Consider the following 12,458-nt stretch of genomic DNA (forward strand, 5'->3'; position numbering starts at 1 on the left):
CGCCGCGCATCGCCATGCTCGGCGGCACCTTCGACCCGGTGCACCTGGGCCACCTGCGCAGCGCCGTGGAGCTGCGCGAGGCGCTGGCCCTGGACCGGGTCCACATGGTGCCGGCCAGCGTGCCGCCCCTGCGCGGCGAGCCTCGGGTCTCCCCGGAGCAGCGCCTCGCGCTGCTGCGCCTGGGGATCGGCGACACCCCGGGGCTGATCGCCGACCCCCGGGAGCTGCACCGGGCGGGTCCCTCCTTCAGCGCCGACACCCTGGCCTCGCTGCGCGAGGAGGTCGGCCCCGGGGCGCGCCTGGTGATGGCGCTGGGCCATGACGCCTTTCTGCGCCTGGCCGACTGGCACGAGCCCGAGCGGCTATTTGCCCTGGCCCACCTGGTGGTGATCGACCGCCCCGACTTCGAGGCGCCGCTGCCGGCGGCCCTGGACGCGCTGATCGCCGGCCGCGAGGTGGCCGGCGTGGAGGCGCTGATGGCGAGCCCCGCCGGCAGCCTGCTGCGCCTCAGCCTCCCCTCGCGCATGGCGATCTCGGCCACCGAGGTGCGCCGCCGCCTGGCCCAGGGCAGAAGCGTGCGCTACCTGCTGCCCGAGGCGGTGGAGCGCCACCTGCTCGAGCATGGCCTCTACCGCAGCTGACTTCCTGAAGCACTCCGCTGAGGAGTGCCGGGGGCAGGCCGAGCCGTGTGGTGATGGCAGAAAGGCCGGGAACGGGCGCTGCCAGCGGGCGGTCAACCCGGTACAATGGCCGATCAACGACATTCAGACAGAAGACCCTATGCAAACTGACGCACTCAAGACTCTGGTGATCGACGCGCTGGAGGACCTCAAGGCCAAGGACATCGCCCTGCTGGATGTCTCGCACCTGACCAGCGTGACCGACCTGATGGTCATCGCCAGCGGCACCTCCACCCGTCACGTGGCGGCCCTGGCCGGCAACGTGGTCCAGAAGGCCAAGGAGGCCGGCCTCCAGCCGCTGGGCGTCGAGGGCGAGAACGGCGCCGACTGGGTGCTGGTCGACCTGGGTGACGTGGTGGTGCACGTGATGCTGCCGGAAACTCGCCAGCTCTACGACCTCGAGCGCCTGTGGGCCGACCTGCACAGCGACGCCGAGCGCAGCGAGGGCGAGGCCTCCGGGGCATGAGGGTCCGCCTGCTGGCGGTGGGCACCCGCATGCCCGCCTGGGTCACGGAGGGGGTCGAGGAGTACCGCAAGCGACTCCCCCGGGACTTCGCCCTCGAGGTGGAGGAGATCGCCCCCGGCCAGCGCGGCAAGAATGCCGACATTCCCCGTGCCATCGCCCAGGAGGCCGAACGCATCCGGGCCCGCCTGCGCGGTGACGAGCATGTCGTGGCCCTGGAGGTGGGGGGCAAGCCGTGGAGCACCGAGCAGCTCGCCACCCACGCCGAGGCCTGGCGCCTCGACGGGCGCGACGTGGCGCTGCTGGTGGGCGGCCCCGACGGACTCGAGCCGGGGCTCTCCGCCGCCGCCGATCAGCGCTGGTCGCTGTCGCCGCTGACCCTGCCTCACCCGCTGGTACGGATCCTGCTCGCCGAGCAGCTTTACCGTGCCTGGACCCTGATGGTGGGTCACCCCTACCACCGCTGACCGAGCCACCGCCTGGCCGAGAGTGCGATGCGCAAGAATCGCGACAACCTCAAGAGCCCCGAGCAGGAGCTGCGCATCTTCCGGGTGCGTGCGCTGCTCGCCGCCGTGCTGGTGTTCGCCATGACCGGCCTGCTGATGGGGCGGCTGGCCTACCTGCAGGTGGTCCAGCACGAGCTCTACAGCACCCGCTCCGAGAAGAACCGCGTGCGGGTGGAGCCGCTTCCCCCCACCCGCGGCTTGATCTACGACCGTAACGGGGTGCTGCTGGCCGAGAACCGGCCCACCTACAACCTCACCCTGGTGCGTGAACGGGTCGATGACCTGGACGCGACCCTGGCGCTGCTGGTGGAGCTGCTCGAGCTCTCCGACGAGGAGGCCGAGGCGTTCCGGCTGCGCTCCCGCCAGCGCCAGCGGCCCTTCCAGCCGGCGCTGCTGATGAGCGATCTCGATGAACAGCAGATCGCCCGGGTGTCGGTCAACCGCCACCTGCTGCCCGGCGTCGAGGTGGAGGCGCAGCTGCTGCGCTACTACCCGGATGCCGAGGTGATGGCCCACGCCCTGGGCTATGTGGGCCGCATCAACGCCGAGGAGATGGCGACCCTGGATACTGGTCGCTACGCCGGCACCTACTTCATCGGCAAGACCGGCGTCGAGCGCTTTTACGAGGACGAGCTGCACGGCCAGGCGGGGCTGCGCAAGGTGGAGACCAATGCCCGCGGACGGGTGTTGCGCGAACTGGGGCGTACCGACCCGGTGCCGGGCCAGCACCTGACCCTGACCCTCGACAAGAAGATGCAGAAGCTGGCCTATGAGCTGCTCGACGGGCGCCGCGGCTCCATCGTCGCCATCGCACCGAAGACCGGCGAGATCCTGGCGATGGTCTCGGCGCCGGGGTTCGACAGCAACCAGTTCGTCACAGGCATCGACGTCGCCTCCTATCGGGCGCTGCAGGAGAACCTCGACCTGCCGCTCTACAACCGGGCCATCCGCGGCCATTATCCGCCGGGCTCCACCATCAAGCCCTTCCTGGCCCTGGCCGGGCTGGCCGAGGGGATCATCACGCCGGATCGGGCGATCCATGACCCCGGCTTCTACCAGCTGCCCAACGACTCCCGCCGCTACCGCAACTGGCTGCGCTGGGGGCACGGTTGGGTCGACATGGAGCGCTCCATCGCCGTCTCCAACAACACCTACTACTACTCGCTGGCCCACGATATGGGCATCGACCGGCTCCATGACAACATGAGCGCCTTCGGCTTCGGGCAGCGGGTGGGCCACGACGTGTTCGGCGAGAGCACCGCGCTGATGCCCTCCCGGGACTGGAAGCGCGGGCGCTTCAACCAGCCCTGGTACCCGGGGGAGACCCTCTCGGTGGGCATCGGCCAGGGCTACTGGCAGGTCACCCCGCTGCAGTTGGCCACCGCCACCGCGGTGCTGGCCAACCGCGGCGAGTGGGTCAAGCCGCGCCTGGCAAGCCATATCGGTGACCGGGAGGTGCCGGCCCGGGTCGCCGACACGCCCGCGGACATCGAGATCCCCAACGACGCCTGGTGGGATCGGGTCTTCTCCGGCATGGAGAAGGTGCTCACCGGTCACGAGGGCACGGCGCGGCGCACCGGGGTCGGGCTCGAGTACCGCATGGCCGGCAAGTCCGGCACCGCCCAGGTCTTCTCGCTGGGCCAGGACCAGCGCTACAACGCCGAGGAGCTGGCCGAGCGGCTGCGCGACCACGCCCTGTTCATGGCCTTCGCACCCACCGAGGACCCCCAGATCGCGGTGTCGGTAATCGTCGAGAACGCCGGGGGCGGCAGCACCCACGCCGCCCACCTTGCCCGGGCCATGACCGATGCCTGGCTGCTCAGGGATCGCGAGCTCGACGTGGAGGAGCTGCGCGAGGCGATCGAGGAAGACGATGGCCGAATCGCGGGGAACTGAGTCATGGGCATGATCGACCTCTCCCGGGTGCTGCGTCCCTACCCGGTGCGGGCGCCGGCCAGCGGGATCTCCCGGCGCCGCAGCCTGTGGGAGCGGCTCCACCTGGACCCCTGGCTGCTGGGCATGCTGCTGGTGCTGATGGCGGCGGGCCTGGTGGTGCTCTACAGCGCCAGCGGCCAGCGCCTCGACGCGGTGATCGCCCAGGGCCTGCGCTTCGGGGTGGCCCTGGTGGTGATGTTCGCCATCGCCCAGCTCACCCCGGCCACCCTGCTGCGCTGGGCGCTGCCGGTCTATCTGCTGGGGGTGCTGCTGCTGGTGGCGGTGGAGCTCGTCGGTGACGTCGGCATGGGGGCCCAGCGCTGGCTGGTGATCCCCGGCGTCATCCGCTTCCAGCCTTCGGAGATGATGAAGCTGGCGGTGCCGCTGATGGTGGCCGCCTACCTGAGCCGCCAGGAGCTTCCCCCGCGGCTGCGCGACATCGCGGTGTGCGGCGTGCTGATCGCCGTGCCGGTCGTGCTGATCGCCAAGCAGCCCGACCTCGGCACCTCGCTGCTGGTGACCTCGGCGGCGGTCTTCGTGGTGCTGCTGGCCGGGCTCTCCTGGCGTTTCATCGCTGCCCTGACGGTGATCGCCGCGGCGGCGCTGCCGCTGCTGTGGATGAACCTGCACAACTACCAGCGTCAGCGGGTGCTGACCTTCCTTGATCCCAACAGCGACCCCCTGGGGTCGGGCTGGAACATCATCCAGTCCACCACCGCCATCGGCAGCGGCGGGGTATTCGGTAAGGGCTGGCTGCAGGGCACCCAGTCCCAGCTGGAGTTCCTGCCTGAGCGCCATACCGACTTCATCGTCGCCGTGCTCGGCGAGGAATTCGGCCTGGTGGGCATCGTCGCCATCCTGCTGCTCTACCTACTGATCATCAGCCGTGGCCTGTGGCTCGCCGCCGGCGCTCAGGACACCTTCGGGCGTCTGGTCGCGGGCAGCATCACCCTTACCTTTTTCATCTACGTCTTCGTCAACGTGGGCATGGTCAGCGGCATCCTGCCGGTGGTCGGCGTGCCCCTGCCGCTGGTCAGCTACGGCGGAACCTCCAGCGTGACCTTGATGGCGGGTTTCGGTATTCTCATGGCCATTCACGCGCACCGCCGCTTGCTTCCGCGCTAGTGCCGCTGCGGGTATCCGGCTGCCGAATCAGAGAGAGAGCTGCATGTTACGGATTCGAAACCATGGCGTGAGGGCGCTGGCCGCGATGGTTGCCCTGGGCGTGTCGATGAGCCCTCTGGCGGCGGATTTCGACCCGCGCAGCCACACCGAGACGCGTCAGCTGGTCGAGGAGCTGGCCGCCAAGGGCATAGAGCGCGACTGGCTCGAGGCCGCCATGGCCTCCGCCGACTTCCAGCAGGGCGTGCTGGACGCCATGGCCGGTGCCGCCGAGCGTCGCCTGCGCTGGGACGAGTACCGCGAGATCTTCCTGCAGCCCGAGCGCATCCACCGCGGCGTCACCTTTCTCGAGGTGCATCGCGATGCCTTCGAGCGCGCCGAGGCCGAGTATGGCGTGCCTGCCGAGGTGATCGCCGCCATCATCGGCGTCGAGACCAGCTACGGCCGCTTCACCGGCCGCCACCGGGTGATCGACTCCCTGGCCACCCTGGCCTTCCACCACCCGACCCGGGGCGGCTTCTTCCGCGGCGAGCTGGCCGCCTTCCTCGAGATCACCCACGAGCAGGGCGTCGACCCCGGCGAGCTCACCGGCTCCTACGCCGGCGCCATGGGCTACCCGCAATTCATCCCGACCAGCTACCGCGCCTATGCGGTGGACTTCGACGGCGATGGCATCCGCGATCTCTGGACCAACCCGGTGGATGCCATCGGCAGCGTGGGCAACTACTTTGCCGAGCATGGCTGGCGAGCCGGCGAGGCGATCTATCACGATGCCGAGGGGCCCGCGACCCCGCCGGAGGCGATCGATTTCAACCGCGCCGCGCGCCCGCCAGCCGTGGCGGCGAGCGACGTCGCCGAGGCCGGGATCAGGGTGCCCGATGCCATCGACGCCGACCGTCCGCTGCTGCCGGTCTCTCTGGAGGATGGCGAGGACAATTGGCGCTACGTGCTCGGCGACCACAACTTCTACGTGATCACCCGCTACAACCACAGCCATCTCTATGCCATGGCGGTCACCGAGCTGGCCGAGGCCATCGAGGCGGCGCGGGCGCTGGATGCCCACTGGCTGCAGGCGGTGCAGGCCAACGGGGAGGGGCGGCCATGAGCGCGCGGCTGGGGTGGCTGGCGGCGGTCGCAGCATCCGTGCTGCTGGCAGGCTGCGCCGGCAGCGGGGGCCAGGCCCCATCGAGCTCCTCGGAGATGCGCTCGGCGGCGCCGTCCGCTGCGCCGACCAGCGGGGGGCGCTACGCCATGTCTGGGGACGCCTATCCGATGGATCCCCCCGACGTCAGCCAGATTCCCGATGCGGTGCCGCGGCTCGAGCCGCTGTCCCGGGGCGGCAACCGGCCGACCTACGAGGTGTGGGGCAAGACCTACCAGGTGCTGCCCGATGCCCGCGGCTACGCTCGCCAGGGCACGGCCTCCTGGTACGGCGAGAAGTTTCACGGCTACGCCACCTCCAACGGCGAAATCTACGACATGTACAAGATGACCGCCGCCCACCGCTCGCTGCCGCTGCCCAGCTTCGTGCGCGTCACCAGCCTGGACAACGGCCGCTCGGTAATCGTGCGGGTCAACGACCGGGGGCCCTTCCATAACGACCGCGAGATCGACCTCTCCTATGCCGCCGCCGCGCGGCTGGGCATCCTGGAGCGCGGCACCGGGCGCGTGAAGGTGGAGGCAATCGACGTGGAGCAGTGGCTCGCCGAGAATGGCGGGGGCGGCTCCCGCAGTGCGACCGCCGCGGTCGCCCCGCCGGCCCGGCAGGCGGCGAGTCAGGTGGCCTTGGCCCCTGCGCCGCAGACCACTCCCGTGGCGTCGGCCGCCGCGCCCGCCAACGGCGCTGCCGCGTCCGGCAGCCCCGCGGATGGCCGCCCCATCTACCTCCAGATCGCCGCCCTGGGCTCCGCCGAGAGCGCCCAGGCGCTGCAGGCCAGGCTCCAGGCCGAGCTCTCCCGCCCGGTGCGGGTGGCCACCTCGACCGGCGTGCACCGGGTGCAGGTCGGCCCGCTGGCCAGCGCCGATCAGGTGGAGCCCGTGCGCGGCGAGCTTCGTCGCGCCGGGTTCGAGCAGAGCTTTGTCGTCAACGGCGCCGAGTGAGCGGCGCTGGGTCCCTTTCCCCTGAGCGTTCCATGAGAGCTGTCCCCATGAGAGAGTTGTTCTTCCTTCGCCGCCTGAGGCTGATCCCGGCGCTGCTGGCCTGCCTGCTGATGGTATCGACGCTGGCTTCGGCCCAGAGTGTGCCGGTCCCCCAGCCCCAGCCGCAGATCATGATTCCCTCGCCGCCCCAGCTGGCCGCCAACTCCTGGTTCCTGATGGATGCCGACAGCGGCCGGGTGCTGGTGGAGCACAACGCCGACGAGCGCCTGCCGCCGGCGAGCCTGACCAAGCTGATGACCGCCTACCTGGTGGAGCGCGAGCTGGACCGCGGCAACATCGCCATGGACGACATGGTGCGGGTGAGCGAGAACGCCTGGCGCACCGGGGGTTCCAAGATGTTTATCGAGGTCGACACCCAGGTGTCGATCCGCGACCTGCTCTACGGGATCATCATCGCCTCCGGCAACGATGCCAGCGTGGCGGTCGCCGAGCACCTGGCCGGGGGCGAGGCGCCCTTCGCTGACCTGATGAACCAGCACGCCACCCGCCTGGGGCTGCACAATACCAACTTCGCCAACGCCACCGGGCTGCCGCACCCCGAGCAGTACTCCTCGGCTCGTGACATGGCGCTGCTCTCCCAGTACATCATCAACGACTACCCCCAGCACTATGCGATGTACGCCGAGAAGTACTTCACCTACAACGATATCCGCCAGCCCAACCGCAACCGGCTGCTGTGGCGCGACCCCACGGTGGATGGCCTGAAGACTGGCTGGACCACCGAGGCGGGCTATGGCCTGGTGGCCTCCGCCAAACGTGACGGCATGCGCCTGATCTCCGTGGTGATGGGCACCACCTCCGAGGAGTCGCGCGCCCAGGAGACCCAGAAGCTGCTGAGCTACGGCTTCCGCTACTTCGAGACCCTCAAGCTGTACGACGCCGGCTCGGTGCTCAACACCCCGCGGGTGTGGGGCGGCGAGAGCAACCAGCTGCCGGTGGGCGTCGACCGCGACGTGATGATGACGGTGCCGCGGGCCCGCAACCAGGAGCTGACCGCGCGCCTGGATATCCAGGGCGATCTGGCCGCTCCCATCGAGGCAGGCCAGCGCGTCGGCACCCTCGAGGTGCGCCTGGGCGAGGAGGTGGTCGGCGAGCAGCCCCTGGTGGCACTCGAGTCGGTGGAGGAGGGCGGCTTCGTCAAGAAGCTGCTCGACCAGGTGCGGCGCTTCTTCTCCAACCTGGTCGGCGGCTGGTTCGGCTAGGCCCTCGAGTGGTCTCTCTCCGGCGGGTTGCGTAAAATGACGCCATACACGTAACCCGCTGGACTTCCCATGAACGACAACTCCCTGCGCGATCTGCGCCAGCCGAGCCGCCCGGCCTCCGGCAAGCCGCCCACGATCACCTTTCCCTGCCGCTACAGCCTCAAGGTGGTGGGTGATGCCGCCGAAGACTTCGCCGCCATGGTCTGCCAGGTGGTGAGCCGCCACGACCCGGAGTTCGATGCGACCCGCCTGGAAGTGGTGGATAGCCGCAACGGCCGCTTCCAATCGGTGCGCCTGACCATCCGCGCCACCGGTGAGCCCCAGCTGCAGGCGCTGTTCGTGGAGCTCAAGGCCACCGGCCGCGTGCACATGGTGGTGTGATGGCCACCCCTCCCTCCGAGTTGGCCTCGGCGCCTCAGGCGCTGCCACCCATCGAGCTGCACCGCCTGGGGCGCCGCCCCTACCTGCCGGTGTGGCAGGCGATGCGGGAGCTCACCGACACCCGCGACGCCGACACCCCGGATCAGTTCTGGCTGGTGGAGCACGAGCCGGTCTTCACCCAGGGGCAGGCGGGCAAGCCCGAGCACCTGCTGATGCCCGGGGATATCCCGGTGGTGCAGACCGATCGCGGCGGCCAGGTGACCTACCATGGCCCCGGCCAGGTGGTGCTCTATCCGCTGATCGACGTGCGTCGCTCGCGCCTTGGCGTGCGTGACCTGGTGAGCGGGCTCGAGAACGCCGTGATCGCGCTGCTGGCGGAGTACGGCATCGCGGCCCGGGCGCGCCCCGATGCGCCGGGCGTCTACGTGACGACGGGCATGGGCGAGGCCAAGATCGCCTCGCTGGGGCTGCGCATCCGGCGCGGCGGCAGCTTCCACGGGGTGGCGCTCAACGTCGACGGCGACCTCACCCCCTTCCTGCGCATCAACCCCTGCGGCTATGCCGGCATGGCGATGACGCGCCTGGCGGATCTGGTCGCCGAAGATGCCGGCGTGGCGACGCCCGGCGTGGCGACGCCCGGCGTGGAGGAGATAGGCGAGCGCCTGGCCCGGTGCCTGGCGCTCGAGCTGGGCAGGGAGCTGATCAGCCGACGTTGATGGCGTCGATGCGGTCGGGGTCGGGCGCCTGGCCCGGCACCGGGGCCGGCGCGGAGAGGCCCAGGTTGTTCTTCTCGAAGACCCGGTCGGCGCGGTAGCTGGAGCGCACCAGCGGCCCTGCCGCCACCTCCATGAAGCCCTTCTCCAGGCCGATCTGGCGATAGCGCTCGAACTCCTCGGGGGAGACCCAGCGCTCCACCGCCAGGTGGTTGCGGGTGGGGCGCAGATACTGACCCAGCGTGACGATATCCACGCCGATCTCGCGCAGGTCGTCGAAGGTGGCCAGGATCTCCTCGTCGGTCTCGCCCAGGCCCAGCATCAGGCTGGTCTTGGTGAGTACCGCAGGGTTGTGGCGCTTGGCGTGGGCCAGCACGTCCAGGGTCTTGCGATAGCCGGCGCGGGGGTCACGCACCTTGTGGGTCAGGCGCTCGACGGTCTCGACGTTCTGGGCGAACACCTCGAGGCCGGAGTCGACCACCTGCTCGATGGCCGCGTGGACGCCGTCGAAGTCCGGGGTCAGCGCCTCCACCACCACCTCGGGGGTGTTGGCCTTGATGGCGCGGATGCAGGCCGCATAGTGGGCGGCGCCGCCGTCGTCGAGGTCGTCGCGGTCCACCGAGGTGAGCACCACGTAGCGCAGCCCCATCAGCTCCACCGACTTGGCGGTGTTGGCCGGCTCCTCGGCGTCCAGCCAGCCCCCGGGATTGCCGGTATCCACGGCGCAGAAGCGGCAGGCGCGAGTGCAGACCGAGCCCATCAACATGATGGTGGCGGTGCCGTTGCTCCAGCACTCGCCCATGTTGGGACAGTGGGACTCGGCGCACACGGTGCTCAGACGGTGCTCGCTGACGTTGCGCTTGACGGCCTCGAAGCGTTCGCCGCCGGGAATCTGGGCGCGCAGCCACTTGGGCTTGCGCCCCGGGTCGGCGGCCTGCTCTTCCGGCTCTCGGCGCTGCTTGATGCCGTCCTTGATGGCGGCAAAGCCGTGCTGGGTGCGGAACTTCTCGCCGCTGGGGACGTGTTTCGAGGTCTTGTCGCTCATTCGGGTGTGAGCCCCTTCGCTCGGCGGCCGCCCGGCGTGCGGGCGATGGCGGCATCGGCTGCCGGCAGGCCGCGTCGGGCGTGCTGATGGTTACTGGGTGTCGGGCCCACAATCTACCATAGTCGCAGGAGCCAGGCATCGTTCGGGCGCGTCGTCCCGCCTGGCCTTGACCTGGCTCAGGGGGGGAATCAGAGGTGGATCAGGAGCTCAGCGGCAGGCAGACCACGTCGTGATTGGGCAGCGGGCGGGGCGGCGCCTGGAAGTGGGCGTGGAACGCCGCCAGGTGCTCGCGCACGAAGCGCAGGAACAGCTCGGTGACCGGGGTGGGAAAGCGCTCCCGGGGGTAGACGGTGCACCAGGAGTGGCGCAGCGGGAAGCCGGGCAGGGCGAGCTCCTCGAGCAGGCCGGCCGCAAGCTCCAGGCGCACTGCCAGGCGCGGCAGCACGGCGACCCCCAGTTGGGTCATCACCCCCTGCTTGACGGCCTCGTTGGTGCCGAGCTCGATGCGATGGGCCAGGCTCACGTCCTGGGCGGCGGCCAGCTCCTCGAAGGCGCTGCGCACGCCGGAGCCGGGCTCGCGCATCAGCACGTAGTGGCGGGCGAAGTCCTCGAGGGTGGGCGAGCTGGCCTGGAGCAGCGGATGGCCGGGCCAGACCAGCGGGATCATCTCGTTGTCGAGGATCGGCATGATCACCAGGTCGCTGTCGTCGGGCACCCGGGCCATAATCACCAGGTCGTCGCGCTGCTCGGCCAGGCGCTCCAGGGCCTGGCTGCGGTTGCACACCTTGAGGCGAACCTGGATGTTGGGGTAGTGGGCACGAAAGCGCGCCAGCAGATGGGGCACCACGTACTGGGCGGTGGAGACCGCCGCCAGATTGAGCTCGCCGCGGATGGTGCCGGACATGTCCGAGAGCGCCATCTGCAGCCGCGAGACCTGGCCGAAGATGGCCCGCACCGAGGCCGCCAGGGCGTCGGCCGCCGGCAGCACATGGAGGGTCTTGCCGGCATACTTGAACAGCGGCTGCCCGAGCGCCTGCTCCAGTTGGCGGATCTGGGCGCTGACCGCGGGCTGCGTCAGTCCCAGCTGCTCCGCCGCTCGGGAGTAGGAGTGCTGATCGTGAACCGCCTGGAATACCTGCAGCTGGCGGAAGGTCAACTTGTTGAGCAGCTTGGGAGTGGTCATGATCGCCTGCCGGATGGACGCCGTCGGCCTCTTGTCGGTCCGTGATCCATGCTAGCACCGCCGCCCCCGCCGGGGCCACCGCCAAGGAGGCAAGTGCCACGTGAACAGCTTCACGCTTTCCGGTTCCGCGGGGAGCCCGCCCCGCCTCGCCCTGGCCGCCGTCGGGCTCGCCGGCCTGCGGGTACGCCAGGCCGCCGCCGAGCTGGGCCTGGCCTGCCTGGCGGCCATCACCCCCGACGAGCCCGCCGAGGCGCTGGTGGCGCGCGCCCTGAGTGCCGGCTGCACGGCGCTTCACCCCGGCGAGGCCGACACCCGCCGTCAGCTGGCGCTGGCCAGGGCCTGTCGGGCCGCCGGGCTCCCCTTCGTGGGGCCTCGCCTCGCGCTGATCGAGGCGATGCAGGATGGCGCGGCGGTGCGGACCCTGCTGCGCGAGGCGGGAGTCCCCCTGGCGGAGGCGGGCGCGCCGGGACGCCGGGTCGAGCTGGCGGTGCTCGGCGACCGCCTCGGCCGGGTGCGCTGGCTGGCGGTGCGGGAAGCGCTGGGGCCGGGCCTGGTGCGCGCCCCGGTGGCCTGGCTGACGCCTGAGCAGCGCACCTATCTTGGCCAGCTCGCTCTCCAGGGGCTCGCCGCCCTGGAGCTGCGGGGGCTCGTGACCCTGGGCTTTGCGCTGCAGGAGAACCGGCTGGGCTTCTGCGACATGCGCCCCGGGCTCTGTGGCCGGGAGGCGATGGACGAGGCCCTGACCGGGCTGGATCCGGTGGTGGTTCAGCTGCGCCTGGCAGCCGGCGACCGGCTACGGGACCGCCAGGCGGCCCTGGCCCCCCGCGGCCATGCCCTGCAGTGGCGCCTGGTTCCCGCAGCGGCCACCGGGATCAGCGGCGGGCCCGGCCTGCGCCTGGACCGCGCCCCCGAGACCGGGGGCGAGGGGCGTCTCACGGCCTGGGGGCGCACGCCCGAGGAGGCTCTGCGCCGCGGGCGGCGGGGCCTGGAGGAGCTGCTGGGGGTGGAGGAGGCCGCCGCGCTGATGCGCCCGCTGGGCGTCGATTAGGCGTGCCCGTCACGGAGTTT

The 12,458-nt window shown here is 70.6% G+C and carries 13 protein-coding genes; 11 read left to right on the forward strand and 2 right to left on the reverse strand.

From position 1 onward, the window contains the following. The first annotated feature begins 14 nt into the window (after window positions 1-14). The 10 genes from nadD (at window position 15) to lipB (ending at window position 9,165) form a co-directional block, all read left to right on the forward strand. Window positions 15-641 (forward strand): nicotinate-nucleotide adenylyltransferase, encoded by a 627-nt coding sequence (gene nadD / locus DER72_RS09355; RefSeq protein WP_110069761.1) that lies wholly within the window; start codon window positions 15-17, stop codon window positions 639-641. Window positions 642-780: 139 nt separating this feature from the next. After that, entirely contained in the window at window positions 781-1,146 is a 366-nt protein-coding gene (gene rsfS / locus DER72_RS09360) for a ribosome silencing factor (RefSeq protein WP_110069723.1), read from the forward strand. Next, window positions 1,143-1,610: a 23S rRNA (pseudouridine(1915)-N(3))-methyltransferase RlmH gene (gene rlmH, locus DER72_RS09365; protein WP_110069724.1), complete on the forward strand. Its 468-nt coding sequence runs from the start codon at window positions 1,143-1,145 to the stop codon at window positions 1,608-1,610. Before rsfS ends, rlmH begins: the two co-directional genes overlap by 4 nt. A gap of 27 nt (window positions 1,611-1,637) precedes the next feature. Then, window positions 1,638-3,545: a penicillin-binding protein 2 gene (mrdA, locus tag DER72_RS09370; RefSeq protein WP_110069725.1), complete on the forward strand. Its 1,908-nt coding sequence runs from the start codon at window positions 1,638-1,640 to the stop codon at window positions 3,543-3,545. A 3-nt stretch (window positions 3,546-3,548) separates the two neighbouring features. Beyond that, window positions 3,549-4,709, forward strand: a complete 1,161-nt coding sequence (gene rodA / locus DER72_RS09375; RefSeq protein ID WP_110069726.1) for a rod shape-determining protein RodA — start codon at window positions 3,549-3,551, stop codon at window positions 4,707-4,709. A 43-nt stretch (window positions 4,710-4,752) separates the two neighbouring features. Further along, window positions 4,753-5,811 (forward strand): lytic murein transglycosylase B, encoded by a 1,059-nt coding sequence (gene mltB / locus DER72_RS09380; protein ID WP_110069727.1) that lies wholly within the window; start codon window positions 4,753-4,755, stop codon window positions 5,809-5,811. After that, window positions 5,808-6,806, forward strand: a complete 999-nt coding sequence (locus tag DER72_RS09385; RefSeq protein ID WP_110069728.1) for a septal ring lytic transglycosylase RlpA family protein — start codon at window positions 5,808-5,810, stop codon at window positions 6,804-6,806. The genes mltB and DER72_RS09385 overlap by 4 nt, the downstream gene beginning before the upstream one ends. Window positions 6,807-6,853: 47 nt before the next feature. Beyond that, window positions 6,854-8,068 (forward strand): D-alanyl-D-alanine carboxypeptidase family protein, encoded by a 1,215-nt coding sequence (locus DER72_RS09390; protein ID WP_181395640.1) that lies wholly within the window; start codon window positions 6,854-6,856, stop codon window positions 8,066-8,068. A 69-nt stretch (window positions 8,069-8,137) separates the two neighbouring features. Then, entirely contained in the window at window positions 8,138-8,449 is a 312-nt protein-coding gene (locus tag DER72_RS09395; protein WP_110069729.1) for a YbeD family protein, read from the forward strand. After that, a complete protein-coding gene (lipB, locus tag DER72_RS09400; RefSeq protein WP_110069730.1) occupies window positions 8,449-9,165 on the forward strand; it encodes a lipoyl(octanoyl) transferase LipB in 717 nt (238 codons plus the stop codon). Before DER72_RS09395 ends, lipB begins: the two co-directional genes overlap by 1 nt. Here lipB and lipA read toward each other — a convergent pair. Both lipA and DER72_RS09410 read right to left on the reverse strand, forming a co-directional pair. Further along, entirely contained in the window at window positions 9,152-10,207 is a 1,056-nt protein-coding gene (lipA, locus tag DER72_RS09405; RefSeq protein ID WP_110069731.1) for a lipoyl synthase, read from the reverse strand. The genes lipB and lipA overlap by 14 nt on opposite strands. Before the next feature lie 199 nt (window positions 10,208-10,406). Next, the gene (locus tag DER72_RS09410; RefSeq protein WP_110069732.1) at window positions 10,407-11,390 is read right to left on the reverse strand and encodes a LysR family transcriptional regulator; all 984 of its coding nucleotides are present in this window, start codon (window positions 11,388-11,390) and stop codon (window positions 10,407-10,409) included. A 100-nt stretch (window positions 11,391-11,490) separates the two neighbouring features. Between DER72_RS09410 and DER72_RS09415 the strand changes: the two genes are divergently transcribed. Next, the gene (locus DER72_RS09415; protein ID WP_110069733.1) at window positions 11,491-12,438 is read left to right on the forward strand and encodes a hypothetical protein; all 948 of its coding nucleotides are present in this window, start codon (window positions 11,491-11,493) and stop codon (window positions 12,436-12,438) included. The last annotated feature ends 20 nt before the right edge of the window (window positions 12,439-12,458 follow it).

Source organism: Halomonas sp. A11-A (assembly GCF_003182195.1).
Taxonomy (GTDB): Bacteria; Pseudomonadota; Gammaproteobacteria; order Pseudomonadales; family Halomonadaceae; genus Halomonas; species Halomonas alkalicola.

What these genes read in the sequence shown, in the direction of transcription:
- mltB (WP_110069727.1), top strand. Translation starts at nt 4,753, where the DNA reads ATGTTACGGATTCGAAACCATGGCGTGAGGGCGCTGGCCGCGATGGTT.
- lipB (WP_110069730.1), top strand. Translation starts at nt 8,449, where the DNA reads ATGGCCACCCCTCCCTCCGAGTTGGCCTCGGCGCCTCAGGCGCTGCCA.
- rlmH (WP_110069724.1), top strand. Translation starts at nt 1,143, where the DNA reads ATGAGGGTCCGCCTGCTGGCGGTGGGCACCCGCATGCCCGCCTGGGTC.
- rodA (WP_110069726.1), top strand. Translation starts at nt 3,549, where the DNA reads ATGGGCATGATCGACCTCTCCCGGGTGCTGCGTCCCTACCCGGTGCGG.
- DER72_RS09395 (WP_110069729.1), top strand. Translation starts at nt 8,138, where the DNA reads ATGAACGACAACTCCCTGCGCGATCTGCGCCAGCCGAGCCGCCCGGCC.
- lipA (WP_110069731.1), bottom strand. Translation starts at nt 10,207, where the DNA reads ATGAGCGACAAGACCTCGAAACACGTCCCCAGCGGCGAGAAGTTCCGC.
- DER72_RS09390 (WP_181395640.1), top strand. Translation starts at nt 6,854, where the DNA reads ATGAGAGAGTTGTTCTTCCTTCGCCGCCTGAGGCTGATCCCGGCGCTG.
- DER72_RS09410 (WP_110069732.1), bottom strand. Translation starts at nt 11,390, where the DNA reads ATGACCACTCCCAAGCTGCTCAACAAGTTGACCTTCCGCCAGCTGCAG.
- DER72_RS09385 (WP_110069728.1), top strand. Translation starts at nt 5,808, where the DNA reads ATGAGCGCGCGGCTGGGGTGGCTGGCGGCGGTCGCAGCATCCGTGCTG.
- nadD (WP_110069761.1), top strand. Translation starts at nt 15, where the DNA reads ATGCTCGGCGGCACCTTCGACCCGGTGCACCTGGGCCACCTGCGCAGC.
- mrdA (WP_110069725.1), top strand. Translation starts at nt 1,638, where the DNA reads ATGCGCAAGAATCGCGACAACCTCAAGAGCCCCGAGCAGGAGCTGCGC.
- rsfS (WP_110069723.1), top strand. Translation starts at nt 781, where the DNA reads ATGCAAACTGACGCACTCAAGACTCTGGTGATCGACGCGCTGGAGGAC.